The sequence below is a fragment of the Vogesella mureinivorans genome, from assembly GCF_007644035.1.
Lineage (GTDB): Bacteria > Pseudomonadota > Gammaproteobacteria > Burkholderiales > Chromobacteriaceae > Vogesella > Vogesella mureinivorans.
The window spans coordinates 219,172-239,954 of the sequence record NZ_VMTV02000178.1; the positions used below are offsets into that span (position 1 = coordinate 219,172).

17 protein-coding genes are annotated in these 20,783 nt (G+C 63.1%); 3 read left to right on the forward strand and 14 right to left on the reverse strand.

What is annotated here, in order from left to right; genetic code table 11:
* Nucleotides 1-4 precede the first annotated feature (4 nt).
* The 5 genes from FLQ44_RS07135 to FLQ44_RS07155 all read right to left on the reverse strand — a co-directional run bounded on the left by FLQ44_RS07135 (nt 5) and on the right by FLQ44_RS07155 (nt 6,040).
* Nucleotides 5-1,951: a MacB family efflux pump subunit gene (locus tag FLQ44_RS07135; protein ID WP_147693810.1), complete on the reverse strand. Its 1,947-nt coding sequence runs from the start codon at nt 1,949-1,951 to the stop codon at nt 5-7.
* The gene (locus FLQ44_RS07140; RefSeq protein WP_147693812.1) at nt 1,948-3,711 is read right to left on the reverse strand and encodes an efflux RND transporter periplasmic adaptor subunit; all 1,764 of its coding nucleotides are present in this window, start codon (nt 3,709-3,711) and stop codon (nt 1,948-1,950) included. Before FLQ44_RS07140 ends, FLQ44_RS07135 begins: the two co-directional genes overlap by 4 nt.
* Before the next feature lie 6 nt (nt 3,712-3,717).
* Nucleotides 3,718-4,374 (reverse strand): PepSY-associated TM helix domain-containing protein, encoded by a 657-nt coding sequence (locus tag FLQ44_RS07145; protein ID WP_147693813.1) that lies wholly within the window; start codon nt 4,372-4,374, stop codon nt 3,718-3,720.
* Between the two features lie 205 nt (nt 4,375-4,579).
* On the reverse strand, nt 4,580-5,329 hold the full coding sequence (locus tag FLQ44_RS07150; RefSeq protein ID WP_147693815.1) for an endonuclease/exonuclease/phosphatase family protein: 750 nt from the start codon (nt 5,327-5,329) through the stop codon (nt 4,580-4,582).
* A 216-nt stretch (nt 5,330-5,545) separates the two neighbouring features.
* Nucleotides 5,546-6,040, reverse strand: a complete 495-nt coding sequence (locus FLQ44_RS07155; RefSeq protein WP_147693817.1) for a hypothetical protein — start codon at nt 6,038-6,040, stop codon at nt 5,546-5,548.
* 143 nt (nt 6,041-6,183) lie between these two features.
* On the opposite strand from FLQ44_RS07155, the gene FLQ44_RS07160 reads away from it, so the two are divergent.
* A complete protein-coding gene (locus FLQ44_RS07160; RefSeq protein ID WP_206208719.1) occupies nt 6,184-6,837 on the forward strand; it encodes an SOS response-associated peptidase in 654 nt (217 codons plus the stop codon).
* A 10-nt stretch (nt 6,838-6,847) separates the two neighbouring features.
* Here FLQ44_RS07160 and FLQ44_RS07165 read toward each other — a convergent pair whose 3' ends face one another.
* The 9 genes from FLQ44_RS07165 to FLQ44_RS07205 form a co-directional block, all read right to left on the reverse strand.
* A complete protein-coding gene (locus FLQ44_RS07165) occupies nt 6,848-11,149 on the reverse strand; it encodes an ATP-binding protein (protein WP_147693821.1) in 4,302 nt (1,433 codons plus the stop codon).
* Nucleotides 11,150-11,174: 25 nt separating this feature from the next.
* Entirely contained in the window at nt 11,175-11,888 is a 714-nt protein-coding gene (locus FLQ44_RS07170; protein ID WP_147693823.1) for a response regulator, read from the reverse strand.
* An 88-nt stretch (nt 11,889-11,976) separates the two neighbouring features.
* The gene (gene nudB, locus FLQ44_RS07175) at nt 11,977-12,414 is read right to left on the reverse strand and encodes a dihydroneopterin triphosphate diphosphatase (RefSeq protein ID WP_439144899.1); all 438 of its coding nucleotides are present in this window, start codon (nt 12,412-12,414) and stop codon (nt 11,977-11,979) included.
* 5 nt (nt 12,415-12,419) lie between these two features.
* Nucleotides 12,420-13,043, reverse strand: a complete 624-nt coding sequence (locus tag FLQ44_RS07180) for a response regulator transcription factor (protein WP_147693827.1) — start codon at nt 13,041-13,043, stop codon at nt 12,420-12,422.
* 9 nt (nt 13,044-13,052) lie between these two features.
* Nucleotides 13,053-14,336 (reverse strand): mechanosensitive ion channel family protein, encoded by a 1,284-nt coding sequence (locus FLQ44_RS07185; RefSeq protein ID WP_147693829.1) that lies wholly within the window; start codon nt 14,334-14,336, stop codon nt 13,053-13,055.
* Nucleotides 14,337-14,365: 29 nt separating this feature from the next.
* Nucleotides 14,366-15,055: a lipoprotein-releasing ABC transporter ATP-binding protein LolD gene (lolD, locus tag FLQ44_RS07190; protein WP_147693831.1), complete on the reverse strand. Its 690-nt coding sequence runs from the start codon at nt 15,053-15,055 to the stop codon at nt 14,366-14,368.
* Nucleotides 15,048-16,295 (reverse strand): lipoprotein-releasing ABC transporter permease subunit, encoded by a 1,248-nt coding sequence (locus FLQ44_RS07195; protein ID WP_147693832.1) that lies wholly within the window; start codon nt 16,293-16,295, stop codon nt 15,048-15,050. The genes lolD and FLQ44_RS07195 overlap by 8 nt, the downstream gene beginning before the upstream one ends.
* 8 nt (nt 16,296-16,303) lie before the next feature.
* Nucleotides 16,304-16,519: a hypothetical protein gene (locus FLQ44_RS07200; protein WP_206208726.1), complete on the reverse strand. Its 216-nt coding sequence runs from the start codon at nt 16,517-16,519 to the stop codon at nt 16,304-16,306.
* Between the two features lie 112 nt (nt 16,520-16,631).
* Nucleotides 16,632-17,438, reverse strand: a complete 807-nt coding sequence (locus FLQ44_RS07205) for a C40 family peptidase (protein WP_147693834.1) — start codon at nt 17,436-17,438, stop codon at nt 16,632-16,634.
* A 270-nt stretch (nt 17,439-17,708) separates the two neighbouring features.
* Here FLQ44_RS07205 and FLQ44_RS07210 point away from each other — a divergent pair, with 270 nt between their 5' ends.
* Nucleotides 17,709-19,391, forward strand: coding sequence for an ABC1 kinase family protein (locus FLQ44_RS07210; RefSeq protein WP_147693835.1), 1,683 nt, complete (start codon nt 17,709-17,711; stop codon nt 19,389-19,391).
* A 209-nt stretch (nt 19,392-19,600) separates the two neighbouring features.
* On the forward strand, nt 19,601-20,716 hold the full coding sequence (locus FLQ44_RS07215; RefSeq protein WP_147693836.1) for an SPM autocatalytic domain-containing protein: 1,116 nt from the start codon (nt 19,601-19,603) through the stop codon (nt 20,714-20,716).
* Nucleotides 20,717-20,783 lie beyond the last annotated feature (67 nt).

Sequence of the window (20,783 nt, forward strand, 5' to 3'; positions counted from 1 at the left end):
ACTCCTAATCCGACGCCAGTGCCGTCACCGGGTCCATCTGGGCGGCCTTGCGTGCCGGCAGGTAGCCAAACAGCAAGCCGGTGGAAAACGCGCAGCCAAAGGCCAGCAATACCGGCATCAGGGTGATCTTGACCGGGGTATCGAAGGCGGCGATCAGCCAGGCGGTACCCAGTCCGGCCGCCACGCCGATGACACCACCGATGGCGGACACCACCAGCGCTTCGATCAAAAACTGCTGCAGGATATTGCGCTCGCGCGCGCCGGTGGCCATGCGGATGCCGATCTCGCGGGTGCGCTCTGTCACCGACACCAGCATGATGTTCATCACGCCGATACCCCCTACCAGCAGCGAAATGGCGGCGATGGCGCCCAGCAGCAGCGTCATGGTGTTTTGCGTTTCTTCGGTGGTGGCGATGATGGACGCCATATTGCGGATCTGGAAATCCACCTTGCCGTGGCGCTCGGCCAGCAGCTGCTCTACCGCGGCCTGGGTTTCATCGATACGGGCCACATCTTTCACCGCCACGTTCACATTACGCAGGCTGCGCGCACCGGAGATACGCAGGTTATTGGTGGCGTACGGCACGATGATCACGTCGTCCTGGTCCTGGCCGCTGGGCGAGGCACCCTTGCGGCTCATGATACCCACCACCTGCAGCATCACGTTATTGGCCATGACGAACTCACCCAGCGGGCTGGGGTTGCCGGGAAACAGGTTCTCGGCAGCGGTTTTGCCCAGCACCGCCACACCGGCGTAGCTTTCGTCGTCGTCTTCGGTAAAGAAAGTACCGCTGGACAGCGCCCAGTTACGCGCCAGCGGGTAGCTGGCCGAGGTGGCAATCAGCGTGGTGCTGACGTCGTTTTCGCCGGCACGCAGCGTTACGCTGTTTTGCTGCTCCGGCACCGCTGCCAGCACGTTGTCCACCTGCTTGTTGATGGCGGCCACGTCTTCCAGCACCAGCGTGGACGGGCTGAAGCCGCGCTGGTTGCTGCCGCCGGGGCGCACCAGCAGCAGGTTGCTGCCCATGGCGCTGATATTGTCCACCACGCGCTGCTTGGCGCCGTCGCCGATGGCCATCATGGCGATGACCGAGCCCACGCCAATGACAATACCCAGCAGCGTGAGCACGGCGCGAAACAGGTTGCCGCGCAGCGAGCGCAGCGCCAGGCGCACCGTTTCCAGCAGGTCGGCCAGCGTGCTGAACGCACGGTGTACCAGCGGCGGCTGATAGTTGGCCGCCGCCTTACCCTGGCTGCCGCTATCGCTGAGGATATGGCCGTCGCGGATTTCGATGACGCGGCTGGCGTGCGCGGCCACTTCTGCCGCGTGGGTAATCAGGATCACGGTATGGCCGCGCTGCGACAGGTCTTTCAGCAGGCGCATCACGTCGGCACCGCTCTTGCTGTCCAGCGCGCCGGTGGGCTCGTCTGCCAGAATGATGCGCCCGCCGTTCATCAGCGCGCGGGCAATGGATACCCGCTGCTGCTGGCCGCCGGACAGCTGGCTGGGGCGGTGGTACAAGCGCTCTTCCAGCCCCAGCTCGCGCAGCAGCTGCACGGCGCGCACGCGGCGCTCGGCGTGCGGCACACCGGCGTACATGGCGGGCATTTCCACGTTCTCCACCGCGGTGCCGGCGGCAATCAGGTGGTAGCTCTGGAACACAAAGCCGAACTCTTCGCGGCGCAAGCGCGCCAGCTCATCACGGCTGAGGCCGCTGACGTCCTGGCCACGAAACCGGTAGCGGCCGCTGCCGGGGCGGTCCAGGCAGCCCAGGATGTTCATCAGCGTGGACTTGCCAGAACCGGACGCCCCGACAATGGCCAGAAACTCGCCCTCGTAGATAGACAGGTCTATGCCGTGCAGCACGGTGCTTTCCAGCTCGCCCTGGCGGTAAGACTTGCTTACCCCCGACAGCTGGATCAGCGGCACGGCTTGCTGCGGCTGGCTCATCGGCCGGCCCCCATGCCTGGCGCGCCCATACCCGGTGCGCCCATGCCAGCCGGCGGGCCCATCTCGCCACTACGGCCTGTACCCTTGCGCGCCGCTTCCTTGTCTTGTGCCTTCTCGCCCACGATCACACGCTCGCCGGGCTTGAGGCCCGCCAACACCTGGTAGCTGACACGGTCGGTAATGCCCACGGTCACTTGACGCTCCACGATGCTGTTGTCCGGCAGCACCACGCGCACCGTACCTTCGCGCACGCGCTGCTGGCGGCCATTCCCTACCCCGCTCCACACCGGCAGCTCGCGCGGCTTCACGCGGGCCGTGGTGGCCGCAGGGTTGGCCGCAGCAACGGCTTTGCCGGTGCCGGCTGCGTCGCCACGCTTGGCCGGTGGCTCGTTACCCGCTGCGCGCGGGCCTGCCGGCGGCATGCCGCCCTCGCCCTGCGCCTGGCGCTGTTCGGCGCGGCGGGCTCGCCAGGCTTCGCGCTGCTCGGGTGTCATGCTTTCAAACTGTTTGCGGCGCGCTTCGCGCTCGGCATCGGACAGCGGCGCACCGCCAAAGCCGGCCGGGCGCTCACCCGCAGGTGGCATGCCGGCAGCGGCCATCTCTGGCTTGGCACTGTTTTGACGGTTGGCCGCAACTGGGGCTTTGGCTTCCTGGCCTTGCGGCGCAGCGGTGGCGCGTGGCGGCTGGCCTTTGCCAGCACTGGCCTCGCCACGCGGCGGTGCGCCAGCCGGGCCGGATGCCTCGCTGTCACCACGGCGGCTACCCGGCGCCATGCGCGCCAGCTTGACCGCACCAGCAGGTACCACCAGGGTGTCGTGCGCCTCGGCTGCCACAAAGAACACCTGCGCGGTCATCTGTGGCAGCAGGTTGCGCTGCTGGTTTTTTACGTCGAACAGCGCGTTGTACAGCACCACGTTGTTGTTTACCGTGGGGGTGGGTTCTACCTTGCGCAGCTCGCCCTGATAGCGGCGGTTGCGGCTACCCAGCGTGGTGAAGTAAAGCGGCATGCCGGGGCGCAGGCGTGTTACGTCGGCTTCGGACACCTGGGTTTGCACTGTCATGGTGGACAGGTCGGCAATGCGCAGCAGCGTGGGCGACGACTGGCTGGCGTTGATGGTTTGACCCTGCTTGAGCGAGATGGACACCACCACGCCGTCCATCGGCGCCAGAATCTGCGCGTACTTGAGGCTGGTTTCGTCTACGCGCAGGGTGGATTCGGCCTGCTCGATCTGGGCTTTTACCGACGCCAGCTGCGCCAGGGCGCTACGCACGCTGGCCTGGGCTTGCTGCAGGCTGTCTTCGCTGGTGGCGCTGTCGCGCGCCAGGTTTTGCTGGCGCTGCAGCTGCTGTTCGGCCAGCTTCAGGTCAGACTCGCGCGCTTGCTGTGTGGCTTGCAGGTTTTTCAGGGCGGCGCGGCGGGCGTCTACCGTGGCGCTGTACACGGTAGAGTCGATTTCGGCCAGCAGGTCGCCTTTTTTCACCACCGAGCCCACCTCGGCATAGATCTTTTCCAGCTGCCCGGACACCTGGGCCCCCACGTCTACGTAGTCGCTGGGCTGCAGGCTGCCGGTGGCGGTGACCAGGTCTTCGATATCACCTTGCTGTACGGTGGCGGTCAGGTAGCGCGCCAGGGCGTCTTCCTGGGCGTGGTAATGCTGCCAGCCATACCAGCCGGCAGCCGCCAGCGCAGCAACAATGCCGCCAGCCAGCGCCATGCGCTTGCCGGTGCGGCGACGGGGGGTAGAAGGAGTCGGGTTCATGTGGGCTTAGTGAATAGTCAGTAGGGCAATCAGGGCGGGCAGCAGCAGCCCCAGGCCGAATAGCGGCCAGGTGGACGGGCGGTTACCGGCGTGTTTTTGCAGGATCAGCAGGCCGGTGACGCAAAACACCACACTGCCGATAGCGATCAGGTCGATATACCAGCGCCAGGTATCGCCAGTATGTCGACCTTTATGCAGATCGTTGAAATAGGCCAGCCAGCCGCGGTCGGTGACTTCGTGCTCTACCAGCTTGTCGGCCAGGCTAATGCGCAGCCAGGCGTCGCCACCGGGGCGCGGCATGGGCAGGTACACCTCGTCGGCAGACCATTCCGGCACGGCGTCGGCCACATGGCACTGGCACACGCCGGCCAGCCAGGCCAGGGTGTCGTGTGGCAGCGTAGGCGGCGGTGCCTCGCTTTCGGCCAGCAGCTGCAGGCGGTCCAGCTGGGCAGCGGGTAGCGGGTACTGTTTGCTGGTGATGGCCGGTTTGGCCTCGATCTGGCTGGCGTGGTTCAGCGTAAAACCGGTAATGGCAAACAGCAGCATGCCGCCCAGGCAGATAGCCGAGCTGATCCAGTGCCATTGCAACAGAGTACGCAGCGCCAGGCCGCCAGCCGGGTTGGCCGCAGGGCGGGCGCGGCGCGAAAAGAGTAGAAAAGCCATGTGCGGGTTCGGTTTCTGATGTCAAAAAAAGAACTGACTGGCTTGCCGCAGGGCGCGGCTGGCTTGTACAGCGAGGGGCGATGTTAGATATAACAGGAATGATTTGCAATAACCGGCATGCGCTTTTTGCGGCCTGCTTCACAATCCTTAATGAAAAGCCGCACAGCGTTTACATTCCAGCCAAGCCTGGTCGGCAGCCCGGCCGCTAGCCGGGCAAACGCAAGGTAGCCTGCAGGGGCAAATGGTCTGACAGCGCAGACCACGGCAGGCCACGGCACACCGCCGCCTGCTGTACTTCCAGCCCGCGCACGTAGATGCGGTCCAGCGGCAGCAGGGGCAGGCGGGCCGGAAAACTGCGGCCATGGTGGCCGTGCAGCCTGGCGTGCGCCTCGTACAGGCCGGCTTCCTGCCACAGATGGCGGTCGGCCTCGCGGCGCCAGTCGTTGAAGTCGCCGGCCAGGATCAGCGGCATGGCCGGCGGGACGTGCCGCGCCAGATAGTCCAGCAATACGCGGTACTGGCGGCGGCGGTCGTGTGCCAGCAGATTGAAGTGGCCGCACAGGCAGGCCACCGGTGTGGGCCAGCCCACCGGCTGGATGATGGTATGCAGCAGGCCACGCTGCTCCAGCCGGCTTACCGTCAGGTCGTGGTTGGCCGCCAGCTGCTGCGCAAAGCGCGACAGCACCGCATTGCCATGGTGGCCATGGTCGTAGCGCGCATTCATGCCATAGCAGGCGTCATACCCTAGCGCCTGCGCCAGATAGCTGTGCTGCGGCCAACCTTCCTGCCCCGCCGCCCGCCCGTCGTGCCGGCCTTGCACCTCTTGCAAGAACAGCACGTCGGCTCCTTGCTGCCGTAGCGCTGCCGCCATCTGTGGCAGATGCACGCGCCCGCCCAGCGGAGCCATGCCCTTGTGCAAGTTGTAGGTCAGAACCGAAATATGATTTACATACATATCAAACACTTAGCCATTATTCACCGCCCAAAACACAACAAAAGAATGCACAACGCAGGCATTAAAAATCAATGAGTTAAAACGTAATTCTGACAAAGCAGCCCCTTATCAGGCTACTCGATCAAGGACGATAGCAACCAGCCACAACGCAAAAAAAGCCCCCACGCCGAAGCGTAGGGGCTTTTCTCATCTTGTAACCTTGGCCGCACACTCGCCCTAGCCGCCCGCCAGGCGGGGCTGCATGTCCAGATACAGCAGGTAGTACAGCGTGACCACGCCATCGATACCCAACACGTCTTCCTGCGTCATGCCCTGGGCTTGCTCGCGGCTTACGCGCTCGCACCAGCCGGGCGACAGCAGCCAGCCACGCGCCTGGGCCAGCTGGCTGGCCGGGCGCTGCTGTGCGGCCAACTCTTGCTGCAGCAGGTAGCCGGACAGCAGGCAGAACTGACGCTCGGATGGCTGAGCTTCCAGCTGCGCGCGCGTCATACCGGCAAAAGCCGCCACACGCGGCACCATCTGTTTGTGCTGCAGGGCTTGCTGCAAGCGCTTTTGCTGCTGCGGGGAAAAGTCCGGGGCAGACAGAAAATCGATCAAGGCGTCGGATGGCTCGGCCACAGCGGCAGAGGCCTGCGGTGCAGGCTGAGCGAAAGCGCATGGGCCAACCGCAAACAAGGCACACAATGCGGCGGCCAGAAAAGATTTATGCATGAAAGAGCCCGATACAGGGTAAAGGCTAGCAGGATGCAGCCATGACAAAGGGCTGACATGATAAGGCAAAATCACCCGGCAAGCATGCCGGCATCCGCACCCACCTGCAGCCGCCCAGGGCCAGCACTGCTATGATGGTGCCCATGTGTGTGAACTACCTCCCCGCCCACCGCCACCAGCTGGCCGAGCATTTTGCTGTCAACCCGCCCGCAGAACACTGGCCGGACGAATGCTGGCAAGACTACGCCGCGCCCATTATTACCACCGCCGCAGACGGCTCGCTGCAGGCACTGGCGGCCAACTACGGCTTTGTGCCCCGGCGCCACCTGCCCGGCGGCCTGCGCCTGACGACGCTGAATGCCCGCGCCGAAACGCTGGGCCGGCTAGCCACCTACCGCGACGCCTGGCACGGCGGGCAGCGCTGCCTGGTGCCGATGCTGGCTTTTTTCGAACCCTGCTATGAAAGCGGCCGCGCGGTACGGCACCGCATCGGCCTGGCTAGCGGCAGCCCGTTTGCCGTAGCCGGCATCTGGCGCAGCTGGGCCGAGCCCGATGGCAGCACCAGCCATGCCTTTAGCCAGATCACCATCAACGCGGACACGCACCCCCTGCTGCAGCGCATGCACCGCCCCGGCGAAGAAAAACGCAGCCTGGCGATTGTGCCGCCACCGCACTACCAGCAGTGGCTGCACGCTGGCACTGCCGCACAAGCGCACACCTTGCTACAGCCCTACCCTGCCAGCCTGCTGCAGCACGGGGCGGCACCACCTGGCCCGGTGACCATGGAGCTGTTCTAGCCCCGCGCCATCAGGCGGCCGGCTGGGTAGCCAGCCAGGCCTTCAGTACCGCCAGGGTTTGCACAAAGCCGGGCCACTCGGTCTGGATGGTGGGCAGGTCGGCGGCTTTGCCGGCTTTTTCCAGCAGCTCGGCCGCATCGCCCAGCATCATGGCACCCACCATGCGGCTGGCCCCCTTGATGCGGTGGGCGCTCCACGCCACGCGCTCGGCGTTGTTCTCGCTTACCGCCGCCTGTAGCACGGCCACGTCTTCGTCGTTGGCCAGCAGGAATTCATCCAGAATGGCCCGCTCCATCATCCAGTCGCCGCTGCTGTACACCTCTAGCACGCTGCGGTCTATCGGCATGGCCATGGCAAAGCTCACCGTATCATCGTGGCCCACGCTGTCTTGCACCGCGTCGCCCTGGGGCGGCTTGCGCTGCTCGCTTTCCTTGATGGCTTCGTCGTTGGCCTGGGTGATCCATTTTTCCAGCATGGCCTTAAGCGTGCCCAGGCTCAGCGGCTTGGTCATGAAATCGTCCATGCCCGCCGCGCTGGTTTTTTCCAGCTCTTCATGCGAGGCATTGGCCGTGCAGGCAATGATGGGGATATGGCGCGAATCGAACACGATGCCTTCGTAGTAGCGTATGGTGCGTGCCAACTCGTAGCCATCCATTTCCGGCATGTGGCAGTCGGTCAGAATCAGCGAATACTCGCCTTTTTGCCATTTATTGACCGCTTCGACACCGTTTTCGGCGGCGTCTACCGGGTAGCCCAGCAGTTCGAACTGCTTCAGTGTCAGCTTGCGGTTGGTGGGGTTGTCTTCCACAAACAGCACCGGCAGCAGGTTGGCCGCCACTTCTGCTTTGCTTTCCAGCACGTCTTCTGCGGTGATTTCCACCGGCGCGCTGCGGATATCTGCCAAGTCACCCAGTGGCAGGGTAATGTCCAGCGAGGCCGTGGTACCCACGCCTTCCTGGCTTTCCATGGCTACCTCGCCATCCATCAGCATGGCCAGGCGGCGGCAGATGGTCAGGCCCAGCCCGGTGCCACCAAAACGGCGTGCGGTGGAGCTTTCGGCCTGGGTGAAAGGCTCGAATAGCCGGCCCAGGTTCTCGCGCGAGATACCAATACCGGTGTCTTGCACCTCAAAGCGCAGCCTTTGCTCGCCGGGGCGGGTTTCCAGGCTACGCACCCGCAGCGTGACGGCGCCTTCTGCGGTAAATTTCAGCGCGTTACTGCAGAAGTTCTGCAGGATCTGGCGCAGGCGCAGCGGGTCTACCAGTACGGCGGGGGCCAGCTGCGGGTCGATTTCCAGGTGGAATTGCAGGTTTTTGCGCGTGGCCATGTCCTCATACAGCTGGTGCACTTTATGCATGATGTCGGCAATGGACGCGGTTTCCGGCGTGATGTCCAGCTTGCCGGCTTCGATCTTGGAAAAGTCCAGAATGTCGTCGATCAGGCGCAGCAGGGTGCGGGCCGATTCCTGGATGGTTTCTACCGATTCGCGCTGCTCGGCTTCCAGGCGGGTCAGTGCCAGCAGCTCCAGCATGCCCAGCACACCGTTCATGGGGGTACGGATTTCATGGCTCATGGCGGCCAGGAAGCCGCTCTTGGCACGGTTGGCTTGCTCGGCCAGGTCGCGCGCCAGCAGCAGGTCGCCTTCCTGCATTTTCAGGCTGGTAATGTCGGCATGGATGCACACCGAGCCGCCACCCGGCGTGGCGTGGTCGCTGACCTGGAACCAGCGCTCGCCTACCTGCAGCTGGAACGAGGCGCTGCCACTGGCGTGGCGGCGCAGGCGCTCGGCCACCCAGCTGGCGTTATCCATGCCGACTTCGGGGTGCTCGCCCTCTTCCAGCGCGGCTTTCACGATGGATTCAAACGTACGGCCGCGCAGCTGTTCGGGGGTAAAGCCCACGCCCACCAGCTCGGCAAAGCGGCGGTTGCACAATACCAGCTTGTCGTGCACGTCAAAAAAGGCAAAGGCTTCCTCCAGTGTTTCAATGGCCACTACCAGCTGGCTGCGTGCTTCGGCGGCCTCGTCGCGCGCATGCAGCAGGCCTTCTTCGGCGGCGCGGCGGTCGGACACGTCCATACAGGCCAGAATCATGTCGTGCTCGGCCATGCCGGGGAACAGCAGCTGGCCGGTGAACATGACCCATACCGGCTGCCCCCCTACCCGTACGCATTCTATTTCGGTACTGAGCTGGTGATCGTGCTGGCGGGCGTGTTCCAGCTGGGCGAACAGGGCGTGCCATTCTTGCTCGGTGGCCAGCACTTCTTGCAGGTTCAGGCCCTGCAGGCCATCCTGCCCGGCACCGAACAGGGTTTCGGCGGTACGGTTGGCGCGCACAATGGCGTAATCGCGGTTCAGCCGCAGCAGGCCCACGGGCGAGGCGCTATAGATGGCCTCTTCTTGCTGCAGCACTTCGCGCAGGTGGCGTTCTGAGTTACGCCGGCGGTCTTCTTCGGCATAAAAGCTGACAATGCTGCCGCAGGTACCCAGCATGGGCTGCAGCGCCTGGTATTGCTCGTCGCTCAGGTGGCAGTCTTGCAGGCCCGCCACCATCACGGTACGCGCGTCTACCTCTACCGGCAGATACACCCAGTCTTCCTCGCGCACGATGCGCTGCTGCGCCCCCAGCTGCAGCGCCTGTACGTGCGGCTTGCGACGGAAGTCTTCTACCCAGTCCGGCAGGTTGGCCGCACCGATGCTGGCCTGCACATGAAACGACGAGTTTTTATCGCGCCCGGTTTCCAGCGCCAGAATCAGGCCGGCGTCCAGCCCGAAGTAGTCCAGCAGGATGCGCAGTATTTCGTGATACACCGCATGGCGCGGGCTACGGGCAAACAGCAGGCCTTCTACGCGGTGAATGCCGGACAACAGCTGCAGGCTCTTGGCCAGCGATTTTTCCGCTACGCGCCGCTCTTGCTCGTTACGCACGATCAGCAGGTAGTGGTCGCGCCCGCGCGTTTTCTCGTTAAGTACACTGATCGACACGCCTGCATAAAAAATATTGCCATCGGCGTGCATGCCGCGCCCGGGTAGCGACTGGTCCAGGCCATCGCTGTTTTCCATCCAGTCGCTGTCTTGCGAGTCGATGATCAGCAGCTCGCCAATCGGCACATTGCACAGGTGCTCCTTGCTGCGGCCAAACATGCGCTCGGCGCCCTGGTTGGCCACCACCACTTTGCGCTCGTCGTCTACGGTGAGAATGGCATCGGCAGCGGCATCCAGCAGGTGCTGCAGGCGCTGCAGCGGGTACAGGATGTGCGTGCGCAAGCGGCGCAGCAGATAGATGTACAGGCACATCACCAGCAGGGTAAACAGGATGTTCAGCGCCAGGCCGGTAATATAGCCATCCAGATAGCTGTTGACGCTATCCCGGGTATGCCGTGTCAGCGCCAGGAAAAAATCGTCCAGCTGCTGGCTTAGCGCAGCCCATGCCTGGGTATGGCTGCCTTTACCCGCCAGTATCTGGCTACGCCCTTCCAGCTGCTGCAGCTGCTGGTCGGTTTGCCGGTTCAGGGTAAGGATGGCGCCATTGAGATTGCGCAGGCGGTCTTGCAGCTCTGGTTGATCCAGAAAACGCATGCTGTCGCGCAAGCGGTCCACAATCAGCAGCGCGCGCTCGCGGTTGCGGGTGAGCTGGTACTCGTCAGAGGAGTTTAATTTGCGCTTGAACTCGGCACGCAGATTAAGCGCATGGGCTTCGTCGTTCAGCACCTGGCTCAGGCTCCAGATGTCAAACTTCACCTCGGCCATACGGTTCAGCTTGGGGTCGGCCTCGTCGCCCAGGTCGTAGGTGTCCTGGCGCAGGGCTTTGTCTATGGAGCCAAACACCGACGCCATGGAAAGCCGCCAGCCAAAACTGGCGTTTTCTTCTATCTGGTAGGGCTGGCGCTGCAGGATTTTGTCGATATCCACGCGCCGGCCAAGCAAATGCTGATGCTTGGCCACGATTTCGGCATGCAGGTCTGCATTGTGGTTATCCGGGCGTGGCATGGATAGCGCGCGGGACAAAGCCTGGTCTGCCTGCTGGCGTAGCGGCAGCAGTGCGGCCCGGCTAGCGGGGCTTGGCGGGTTGGCCGCCGACAGCAGGGCCAGGGTGTGGTCGTTTTCCCGGCTAAAAGCCTGGGCCGCCAGAAACAGCTGCTGGCTGGCCTGGTTCAGCGCTTCGTGCTCGGTGGCACGCTTGTAGCCCTGATAGCCCGAGTGGATCAGCAGGGCCGAGGCCACCAGCTGGATAGCCCCCAGCAACAGCACGATAAACAAGGCCGCGCGGCCAATGTCGGAGGTTTGCCCGGCAGTACGCGATGTGTGTTTCATACGTCCTCCGCCTGCAGTGTAGGGCTCAGGCCTCGACTGGCGCGTCCTTGCGCAGCACCACTTTCTGCACGCCAAAGCGGTCCGGGTAGTTCAGCAACACACGCAGCTGGGTGCGGGTAAGCTCGCTACCACGCTGTAGCAGCAGCTGGCCGGTTTTGTTATAGAGGTCTTCACCCAGTATGCGGCCGGCTTGCACGTCTTTCAGTGCTACGGTTTCTACCGGCTGGCCATCTTCGTCCACTTTGCGTGCGGCGGCCTGCAATTGCTCGCCAAACACAAACTTGTCATGGGCCGAGCCGGTGGGGATAGCGTAATAGGCAAACGGGTCCGGCTCCGGCCGGGCGCGCTGCATGGCAGCGTGGATGTTTTTTTCCAGCTCGGCCGGCTTGGGCGGCTTGATGACAAAACCATCGGCATGCAGCTGGGCTGCCAGCACGATGTTCTGCTTTTCGGCGTGGCCGGACAGAAACACGAAAGGCATGTTGGGCGGGTTCATGGTGCGGCCACAGCGGATTTCCTTGAGCAAATCCATGCCGTTCATCGGCTCCATTTGCAGGTCGCACAGCACGATGTCTACCGGCTTGCCATCCAGCGCGCGCTTGGCCGTGGCACCGTCTACCGCCTGGTAGATATTGTCCGGGCTGATACCCATGGCTTTCAGTGACTGGGTCAACAGCGAGCGCACCAGCATCTGGTCATCCACCACCAGTATTTTCAGCTTGGCAAAGTCAATAGTCATAGTGCCTCCTTGCTTTTATCCCACCGACACTTCACATGATGGTATCTGCTACAAAATGGCGCAAGGATACATAAGGGAAATATGTAGATTAGGGCAAAAAACGCTGCGCCAGGGCGCGGATGGCCGCGGCATTGGAGGGGGAAAATACCTGCTCGGCCGCCTGCTGCCAGGGTAGCCATTGCCAGGCCAGGTGCTCGCCCGGGGCCAGGGTTGGCCGCAGGGTGCCGGGCAGCTGCAGGCTGAACACGTGCTCGGTATTGTGCGTCACGCCCTCGGCGTAGCGGTGGCGCCAGTGCGGGTAGATTTCGTAGACATTCTGCTGTTGCCAGTCGTGCCACTGGCCTGCCTCTGCGGCAAAGCCGGTTTCTTCGGCCACTTCACGCTGCGCGGTGTCGGCGATGGCTTCATCACCTTCGCGGCTACCGGTGACCGACTGCCAGTAGCCGGGCTTGTCGGCACGTTCTATCAACAGCACCTGCAGGTCGGCCGTGTGAATTACCACCAGCACGGACACCGGTTGTTTCATGGCTTTCATGCTTTGCTGCCGGCCTCGTCCAGTACGGTAATGACCCCGGCCAACTCTACTGCCGATTTCACGCCCATTTTGTCGAACACGCGGGCGCGGTGTACTTCTACCGTTTTCATGCTGATGCTGAGCACCTCGGCGATCTGCTTGTTCAGCAGGCCGGTCAGGATATGCTGCATCACCTCGCGCTCGCGCTCGGTGAGCGTAGCCAGCGCCTCGGCCACCCGCACGCGGCGCTGGTAGCGCTCGCGCTCTTGCACGTCACGGGCCAGGCATTCGTCTACCAGCGCCAGCAGGCGGGCATCGTCGAATGGTTTTTCCAGAAAATCCGCCACGCCCAGCTTGAACGCCGCCACGGCGTGCGGCACATCACCGTGGGCAGTGAGCATGATGACCGGCGGGCAATAGGGCCATTGCGCCATTTTTTCCAGCAGCATGATGCCGCTGATACCGGACATGCGCAGGTCGACAATCAGGCAGTTAAAGTTGGCCGCATCGCTGCCCTGGGCCAGAAAGCCCTCGCCGCTGTCGAAGCCGCTTACCACCAGGCCGGGTGTTTCCAGCAGCCATAACAGCGACTGCCTTACCGCCAGATCATCGTCGATGACTGCCAGGGTCTGTTTGTTCATTGCCCTTCCTTACGCTTCGCCGTTGCCGTGGTTCAGTACGTGTACTTCGCGCTGCGGGTACGGTATCTGGATACCATGCTGGCTAAACAGCTGCCAGATACGCAGGTTGATATCCGAACGCAGCGACAGCATGCCGTTTTCCGGGTCGCTGACCCATAGCCCTACTTCCAGGTTGATGCCCGAGTCGGCAAAGGCCACCACAAAGGCAGACGGCGCCGGGTCGGTTTTCACCCGCGGGTGGCTAGCGGCCTGGCACAGCAGCGCCAGCGCCTGGTGCAGGTCGGTGCCATAGGCTACCTGGATGGGCAGGCTGATCCACAGGGATTTATCGGTATAAGACTGGTTGATCACGGTGTTGGCAATCAGCGTGTCGTTTGGCACCAGCGCCTCGGAGCCGTCGGCGCTTTTGAGCACCACAAAACGGCTGGTGATCTTGCTGACATAGCCCACGCGGTTATCCACCATCAGGCGGTCGCCTATGCGGATGGAGCGGTCCAGCAGGATGATGAAACCGGACACGTAGTTACTGGCGATTTTCTGCAAGCCGAAACCCAGGCCCACACCCAGGGCGCCGCCAAATACCGACAGCACGGTCAGGTCGATGCCCACAATGGGCAGCGCCACCAGCACACCGGTGACCATCAGCAGGGTACGCGCCAGCTTGGTAAACACAATGCGCAGGCTCAGGTCTACGTCGGACAGCTTCATGACGCGTTTTTCGATGAGCTTGCTCACCCACAGCGCGCCCACCATGATCACCGACACCCACACCAGGGCCGACAGGATCATCAGCAGGTTGATCTGGTTTTTACCGATGTGAAAGCTCACCGACTCCAGCCAGTCCAGCACCACGCTGTCCACGCCCACCGCCCAGCTGGCAAAGCCGGTCCACAGCAGCATGGCCATGAAGTGCTCGGTGCTGCGCTCCAGCTTGCCGTCCGGCAGGGCGTGGCGCACCACGGCAGTCATCACGCGGATGATGGACATCCAGAACAGCAGCGTGGCCGATACCACCAGCAGCTCGGAACGCGCCCCCACCACCAGCTGCCACAACACGGCAGCCACTTGCGTCAACAGCTGGGCCGATAGCGGCAACACCAGGCGGTACAGCAGGTATTTGCCAAAGCCCCAGTCGGCCGGGGTGGCCGCAAAATAGCGGACGTGAATGCGGCGCGACAGCCAGAAAGCCAGCACTACCCCTACGGCAGCCACCAAGAGCTCCATCCAGCCGGTGGGGCCCTGAATGGCGGCCAACAGCCGGTCGAATGTGAGGGTAGAGTCGTGTGCCAGCATGGCAGATCCTTATGTTGAGAAAACGTTAATCAGGGCTGCTGCAGCAAGGGCTGCAGGCCGTCCGGGCCCAGCGTCAGCATGCGGTCGGCGCGCGCCGCCAGCTCGCGGTCGTGCGTGACCATCACCATGCTGGTGCCCAGCTCGCTATTGAGCTGGCGCAGCAGCTCGAATACGGCGGCGGCGTTGCCACGGTCCAGGTTGCCGGTGGGCTCGTCGGCCAGCAGGCAGTCCGGGCGCGTCACCAGTGCACGGGCAATGGCCACGCGCTGGCGCTCGCCACCGGATAGCTCGCCCGGCTTGTGCTCGGCGCGTGCGGCCAACCCTACCTGCGCCAAAAGCGCCCGCGCCTGATCGGCGGCCTGGGCACGTGGCTGGCGCGCAATCAGCAGCGGCATCATCACGTTTTCCAGCGCGGTGAACTCGGCGAGCAAATGGTGAAACTGGTAAACAAAGCCCAGGTGGCGGTTACGGAAGCGCCCTAGCTCAGTGTCGTCCATGCCGGCCAGTGGCTGGCCCAGCACGGTGACACTGCCGGCCGACGGGGCATCCAGCCCGCCCAGCAGGTGCAGCAGCGTGCTTTTGCCCGAGCCGGACGCACCAACAATGGCGACAAACTCGCCGCGCGCCACCGACAGGTCGACGCCGCTGAGCACCTCTACCGCCAGCTTGCCGTCGCTGTAGCGTTTGGCCAGGCCCTGGCAGCTCAGGATATTACTCATAACGCAGTGCCTCCGCCGGGCGCACACGGGCGGCGCGCCAGCTTGGGTAAAGGGTCGCCAGCAGGGCCAGCGTCAGCGAAATCAGGCCGATGGTGGACACATCGCCCAGCTGGATATCGGTAGGCAGGTAGTCGATCATGTACACGTCGCTGGACAGCAGTTTGGCGCCCACCATGCGCTCTACCGTGGACAGCACCAGCCCCAGGTTGTGCGCCAGCAGCAAGCCGCCCGCCACACCAGCCAGCGTGCCCAGCACACCGGCAACCGAGCCCTGGATGATGAAAATCTTCATGATGCTGGCCGGGCTGGCTCCCAGGGTGCGCAGAATGGCGATATCGGCCTGCTTGTCGGTCACCACCATCACCAGCGTGGACACCAGGTTAAACGCGGCCACCGCCACAATCAGGGTCAGGATGATGAACATCATGCGTTTTTCGATCTGTACCGCGCGAAAGTAGTTAGCGTTCATGTCGGTCCAGTCGGTGGCCACCTGGTTGGCCGCCAGCTGCGGTTGCAAGGCGGCTTTCACCTGTGGCGCCAGCATGGCATCGTCCAGCTTCAGGCGGATGCCGGACACGTCCTGCCCCAGGCGGAACAACACCTGTGCGTCGCGCAGCGAGATCATGGCCAGCGACGAGTCGTATTCGAACATGCCGGCCTTGAACACGCCGGCCACGGTGAACTGTTTCAGGCGCGGCATCATGCCGGCCGGTGTCACATTGCCCTGCGGGGTAATCAGCGTGACCTTGTCGCCTACTTCCACCCCCAGCTGGCGCGCTAGCTCTACGCCCAGCACGATGCGGTAGCTACCGGCTTCCAGGTCGGCCAGCTTGCCGCGCAGCATCTCTTTGCCCAGGCTGACCACGGTTTGCTCGGCTGCCGGGTCTACCCCGCGCACCAGCGCGCCGCGCACATTGCCACGGCTGGACAGCAAGCCCTGCGCGTTGACATACGGCGCGGCGGCCACCACGTGCGGCTGCTGCCGCAGCTGCGCCTGCAGTGGCTGCCAGCCGGCGATCTGGCCGTCGTAGCTGCCGATTTCCAGGTGCGACACCACCGACAGCATGCGGCCACGGATTTCCTGCTGGAAACCGTTCATCACCGACAGCACCACAATCAGCGCGGCTACGCCCAGGGCAATGCCCAGCACCGACATCAGCGAAATGAACGAGATAAAACCGTTGCGCCGGCGGGCGCGCAGATAACGCAGGCCGATAAAGACCTCGTAAGGGAAGGACATGGGCGGGTTCAGGCTCGGTAAGGGTTGTCCAGCTGCTGCATCATGGTTACCAGAAAAGCACGGACCTGATGCTCGTCACAGCCCATCAGGATGGCATCTTCAAACGCATCCTGTGCCACCTGGGCCAGCTCTTCCATGTTTTCGGTCATGACCTTTACCTTTTCGGTGCAGGACACCACGCTACCATCGGGGGCATGCCAGATTGGCAGGTCCGGTTTCATTATTCGGCCTTTCTTGTCGCTTGCGGGCAGGGCTGTCTGCGCCCTGCAATGGGCGAGGCCCGGCGGGAGCGGGGCCTCGGTTACACATGGTGTTATGCCGTGCCAGGGCTGGCGGCTAGTCTTTTTTCTTTTTCACCGGCGCTTTTTTCTTGGCTTTGTCAGACGACTTGCTGCTTTTCTTGCTGACAGCATCGCCTCTGGCGGTTTTCTTTTTGTTACGCGCGCTACTGCCCTGCTCGGCTTTCTTGCCTTTTTTGCCTTTGGCTACCGGCTGCTCGTCGCGCGCGTTTCTTTTCTTTTTGCCTTTCACGCTACGCTGTTCGGTCTGGGCGGCTTCTACCTTGCGGTAGCTGCGCTTGCTGCTGGCCGCTGCCGTGCTGGCCGGTTTTTCCACCTCGGCCGCCGCCACCGGCATGCCGGCACGCGCCACACGGCGTGCGCCGTTATAGCGGGTAGCCCAGTAGCTCTGGGTCATATTGACCACTTCGATACTCTTGCCGGTACGCGGCGAGTGGATGAATTTGTTATTGCCCAGGTACAAGCCGACGTGCGAGTAACGAAAGCCGCGTGTATTGAAAAAGACCAGATCCCCCGCCTTGAGTTCATCACGGTCTATCTCGCGGCCAACCTGGGCCATACTGGCCGAGGTACGCGGCAGGTTGACGCGCAGGGATTTTTTGAACACGTACTGGATAAAGCCGGAGCAATCCAGGCCGCTTTCCGGGTTACTGCCACCAAAACGATACGCCACGCCAATCAGGCTCATGGCCTGCAAAAGCAGGTCGCCAGCGGCCTCTTCGCCGGGCGAGGCAAAGCGGGCTATCGGGTCGGCCTCGCCGTCGGGCATGGTTTCCGGCGCGGCGTGGGCCACCGCCATGAAACCGGCCAGAAACAGGGCCAGAATGGATTGATAAAATTTCATAGGTTCAAGACGATACGCCACCAAAGCCGTACCCAAGGGCAAGCTGGCAGCGCTTCTGTTAGCTGGTTTTGAACAAAATAGTGCTGAACGATACCATCGTTCACCCCTGTCACCAAGCGGCAATGCATCGCTGCCACCCAATAACGGCGGCCATGCAGGCTGCTGGCGCGGCTATTGTGGGGGCCGGTGAAATATTGCGATACTGGCCGCGCCACCACCCCGGGCGCATACTCCACGCAACGGCCCAGCGGCCTTACCACGACGACAGCCATGCTCAGAGAAACCCTCATCGCCATGCGCGACCTGCCCCGCCTGAAACAGATCAGCGGTATTTTGTTCCGCCACGGCCTGGGCGAATTCGCACAGCGGCTACGGCTGCCACGCGCGGTAGAAAAAGCCGGGCAATGGCTAAACATCACCCTGCCCGACCCGGCCAACGCCATACCGGCACCTATCCGCGTGCGCCGCGCCTTCGAAGAGCTGGGGCCCACCTTTATCAAGCTGGGGCAGATCCTGTCCACGCGGGTGGATGTCTTCGGCCCGGAATGGATTACCGAATTCGAAAAGCTGCAAAGCACCGTACCGCCCATCGGCGATGGCTTTCTGGATGCGCTGCTGGCGCAGGCACTGGGCTGCCAGCCGGACGAGGTGTTTACCGAGTTCGACCGCAAACCCATCGGCTCCGCCTCTATCGCCCAGGTACACCGCGCGGTACTGAAAGACGGCACCGTGGTGGCGGTAAAACTGCGCCGCCCCGGCATTGTGGAAAAAGTGGAAGCCGACCTGCGCATTCTGGAGCACATCGCGCACCTGATCGAACTGGAGTTTCCCGACACGCGGCGCTTTCAGCCGTCCGAAATCGTGGCGCAGTTTTCGCGCTCGCTGCGGCGCGAGCTGGACCTGGCGGTAGAAGCGCGCAATATGGAGCGCTTCGGCAAAGACTTTGCCGGCGACCCGCACATTCGCGTGCCGGCGGTGTACTGGGACTACACCCGCCCGGCGGTCAATGTGCAGGACTATATCGCCGGCTGGTCGGCCACACCGGTAGACGCGCTGCCGGCCGCCGGTCTGTCGCCACCGCTGCTGGCCAAACGCGGCGCCGACGCAGTGCTGAAGATGATTCTGCTCAACGGCTTTTTTCACGCCGACCCGCACCCCGGCAACGTGATTTTTCTGGCTGACAACGGCATTGCCTTTATCGACTTTGGCATGGTGGGGCGGCTGTCGCACAAGCGCCGCGACGAGATCGTGGACATGTTGGCCGCACTGGCCGAGCGCAACGAACGCGGCATCATGAATGTGCTGCTGGAGTGGACCGGCAGCACGCCGGTAGACGAAGAACAGTTCGCCGAGGACATTGGCGAGATTTTGTTCCAGTACGACCACGTACCGCTGAAAAACCTGAATATCACCCAGCTGATCAACGACATCATGGCGCTGATCCGCAACCACGGCATTCTGCTGCCGCCAGACATGGCCATGCTGTTCAAGGCGCTGATCACGCTGGAAGGCCTGGGCCGCCAGCTGGACCCGGATTTCCAGCTGGTAGAGCACCTGGCGCCGTTCGTCAAACAGCTGATTCTGGCACGCTACGACCCGCGCAACCTGCTAAAACGCGGCAAAACCACCGTCACCGAAGGCCTGGGCATGCTGGCCAGCCTGCCCGGCGACATCATCCGGCTGGGCAAGGATATCCGCCATGGCCGCTTCCGCATCAACCTGGACCTGAAGCGGCTGGAACAGTTTGGCCACCAGTTGGACAAAAGCGTGAACCGCCTCACCATGGGCATCGTCACCGGCTGCCTGATTATCGGCTCGTCCATCGTGATGACGGTAAAAGGCGGCCCCACGCTGTTTGGCCTGCCGCTGTTTGGCTTTCTGGGTTTCATGGCCGCTTTTTTCAACAGCCTGTGGCTGATCTGGTCCATCTGGCGCGCCGGCAAGCACCTGTAGGCGCTGCGGCCAACCCTGGCGCAATCTGCTGATCTGCCTGGCTTTTCCGGCCAGCCACCCCTCAGCCGCCCCCACTTTGCGGGCGGCTGTTTTTATTAGCATCTGCTATCAAAAAAAGCTAAGCCCTGCCGCCATGCTGCCGATATAAGCACATCGCATCGCCTGTATTGCGCCCAACACGCGGCAGACAGGCCCGCAGGAGCATCGCCATGAGAATAGACAGCCTGTCGCTAGACCTGAGCAGCCAGCACTACCTGGAGCAAACCCACAGCACGCAGCAGCGCGTGACCTTCTGGCAAGAACGCCCAGGCGAGGCCAGCCCGCAAGACCAGGTAGCCATTAGTGAAGACGGCCGCCGCGCCGCCGCCGCCCAGGAAGCCAGCACGCTGGCCAATATCAGCCAGCGCCTGGCAGACAGCAACGCCAGCCAGGCCAGCCAGGCAAGCAGCAGCGTGGCAGCCAGCGACAACCCGCTAGAGGCCGACCTGAGCCCCACGCTATCGCTGCTGCGCAATATTCTGGAATCCACCTTCGGCATCCGCATCGACCTGTCCGATGTGCACCCGCTGGACAAGCAGCACCTGCAAGCGGCGGCACAAGACCAGGCCATGCAAGGCGGCCAGCAACAAGATAACGAGCCGCGCCGCGACGAGGGCAACGAAGACTGGGGCCTGCGCATCGAGCGCGAAATGCACTACAGCGAGCAGGAAGCGCTGCAGTTTTCCGCCAGCGGCAATATCACCACACAAGACGGGCGCAGCATGAGCTTTCAGCTGGATGTGAGCCTGCAGCGCAGCTTTGCCATCAGCAGCAAGGAAACGCTGAACTTTGGCGCCGCCACACGCGACCCGCTGATGATCAGCCTGGGCAGCGATGCCGGCACGCTGTCCGGCGCCACCGTACAGTTCGATATCGATAACGATGGCCAGAAAAACACCCTGCCGGTACCCAAAAACGGCGGCTGGCTGGCGCTGGACCGCAACGGTAACGGCAAGATCGACCAGCAAAACGAGCTGTTCGGCCCGCAAAGCGGCAACGGCTTTGGCGAGTTGGCCGCACTGGACAGCGACGGCAACGGCGCCATCGACGAAGGCGACCCGCTGTTTGCCCGCCTGCAGCTATGGCAAGGCCAGCAAGGTGGCCAAGACCAGCTGGCCAGCCTGATGGACGTGGGCATCGGCGCCCTGCTGCTACCGCACGTAGACGCCGAATTCCGCCACACCGATGCGGCCAACCAGACCGTGGCGCAGATGCGCAAAGCCGGCGTGTACCTGACCGAAGGTGGCCAGGCCGGGCTGATTTCGCAGCTAGACCTTACCGCCTGATTTTGCCCTGCCCACAACAACAAGGGCGGCCTGCATGCGCAGGCCGCCCTTGTTGCATATTTCCCGC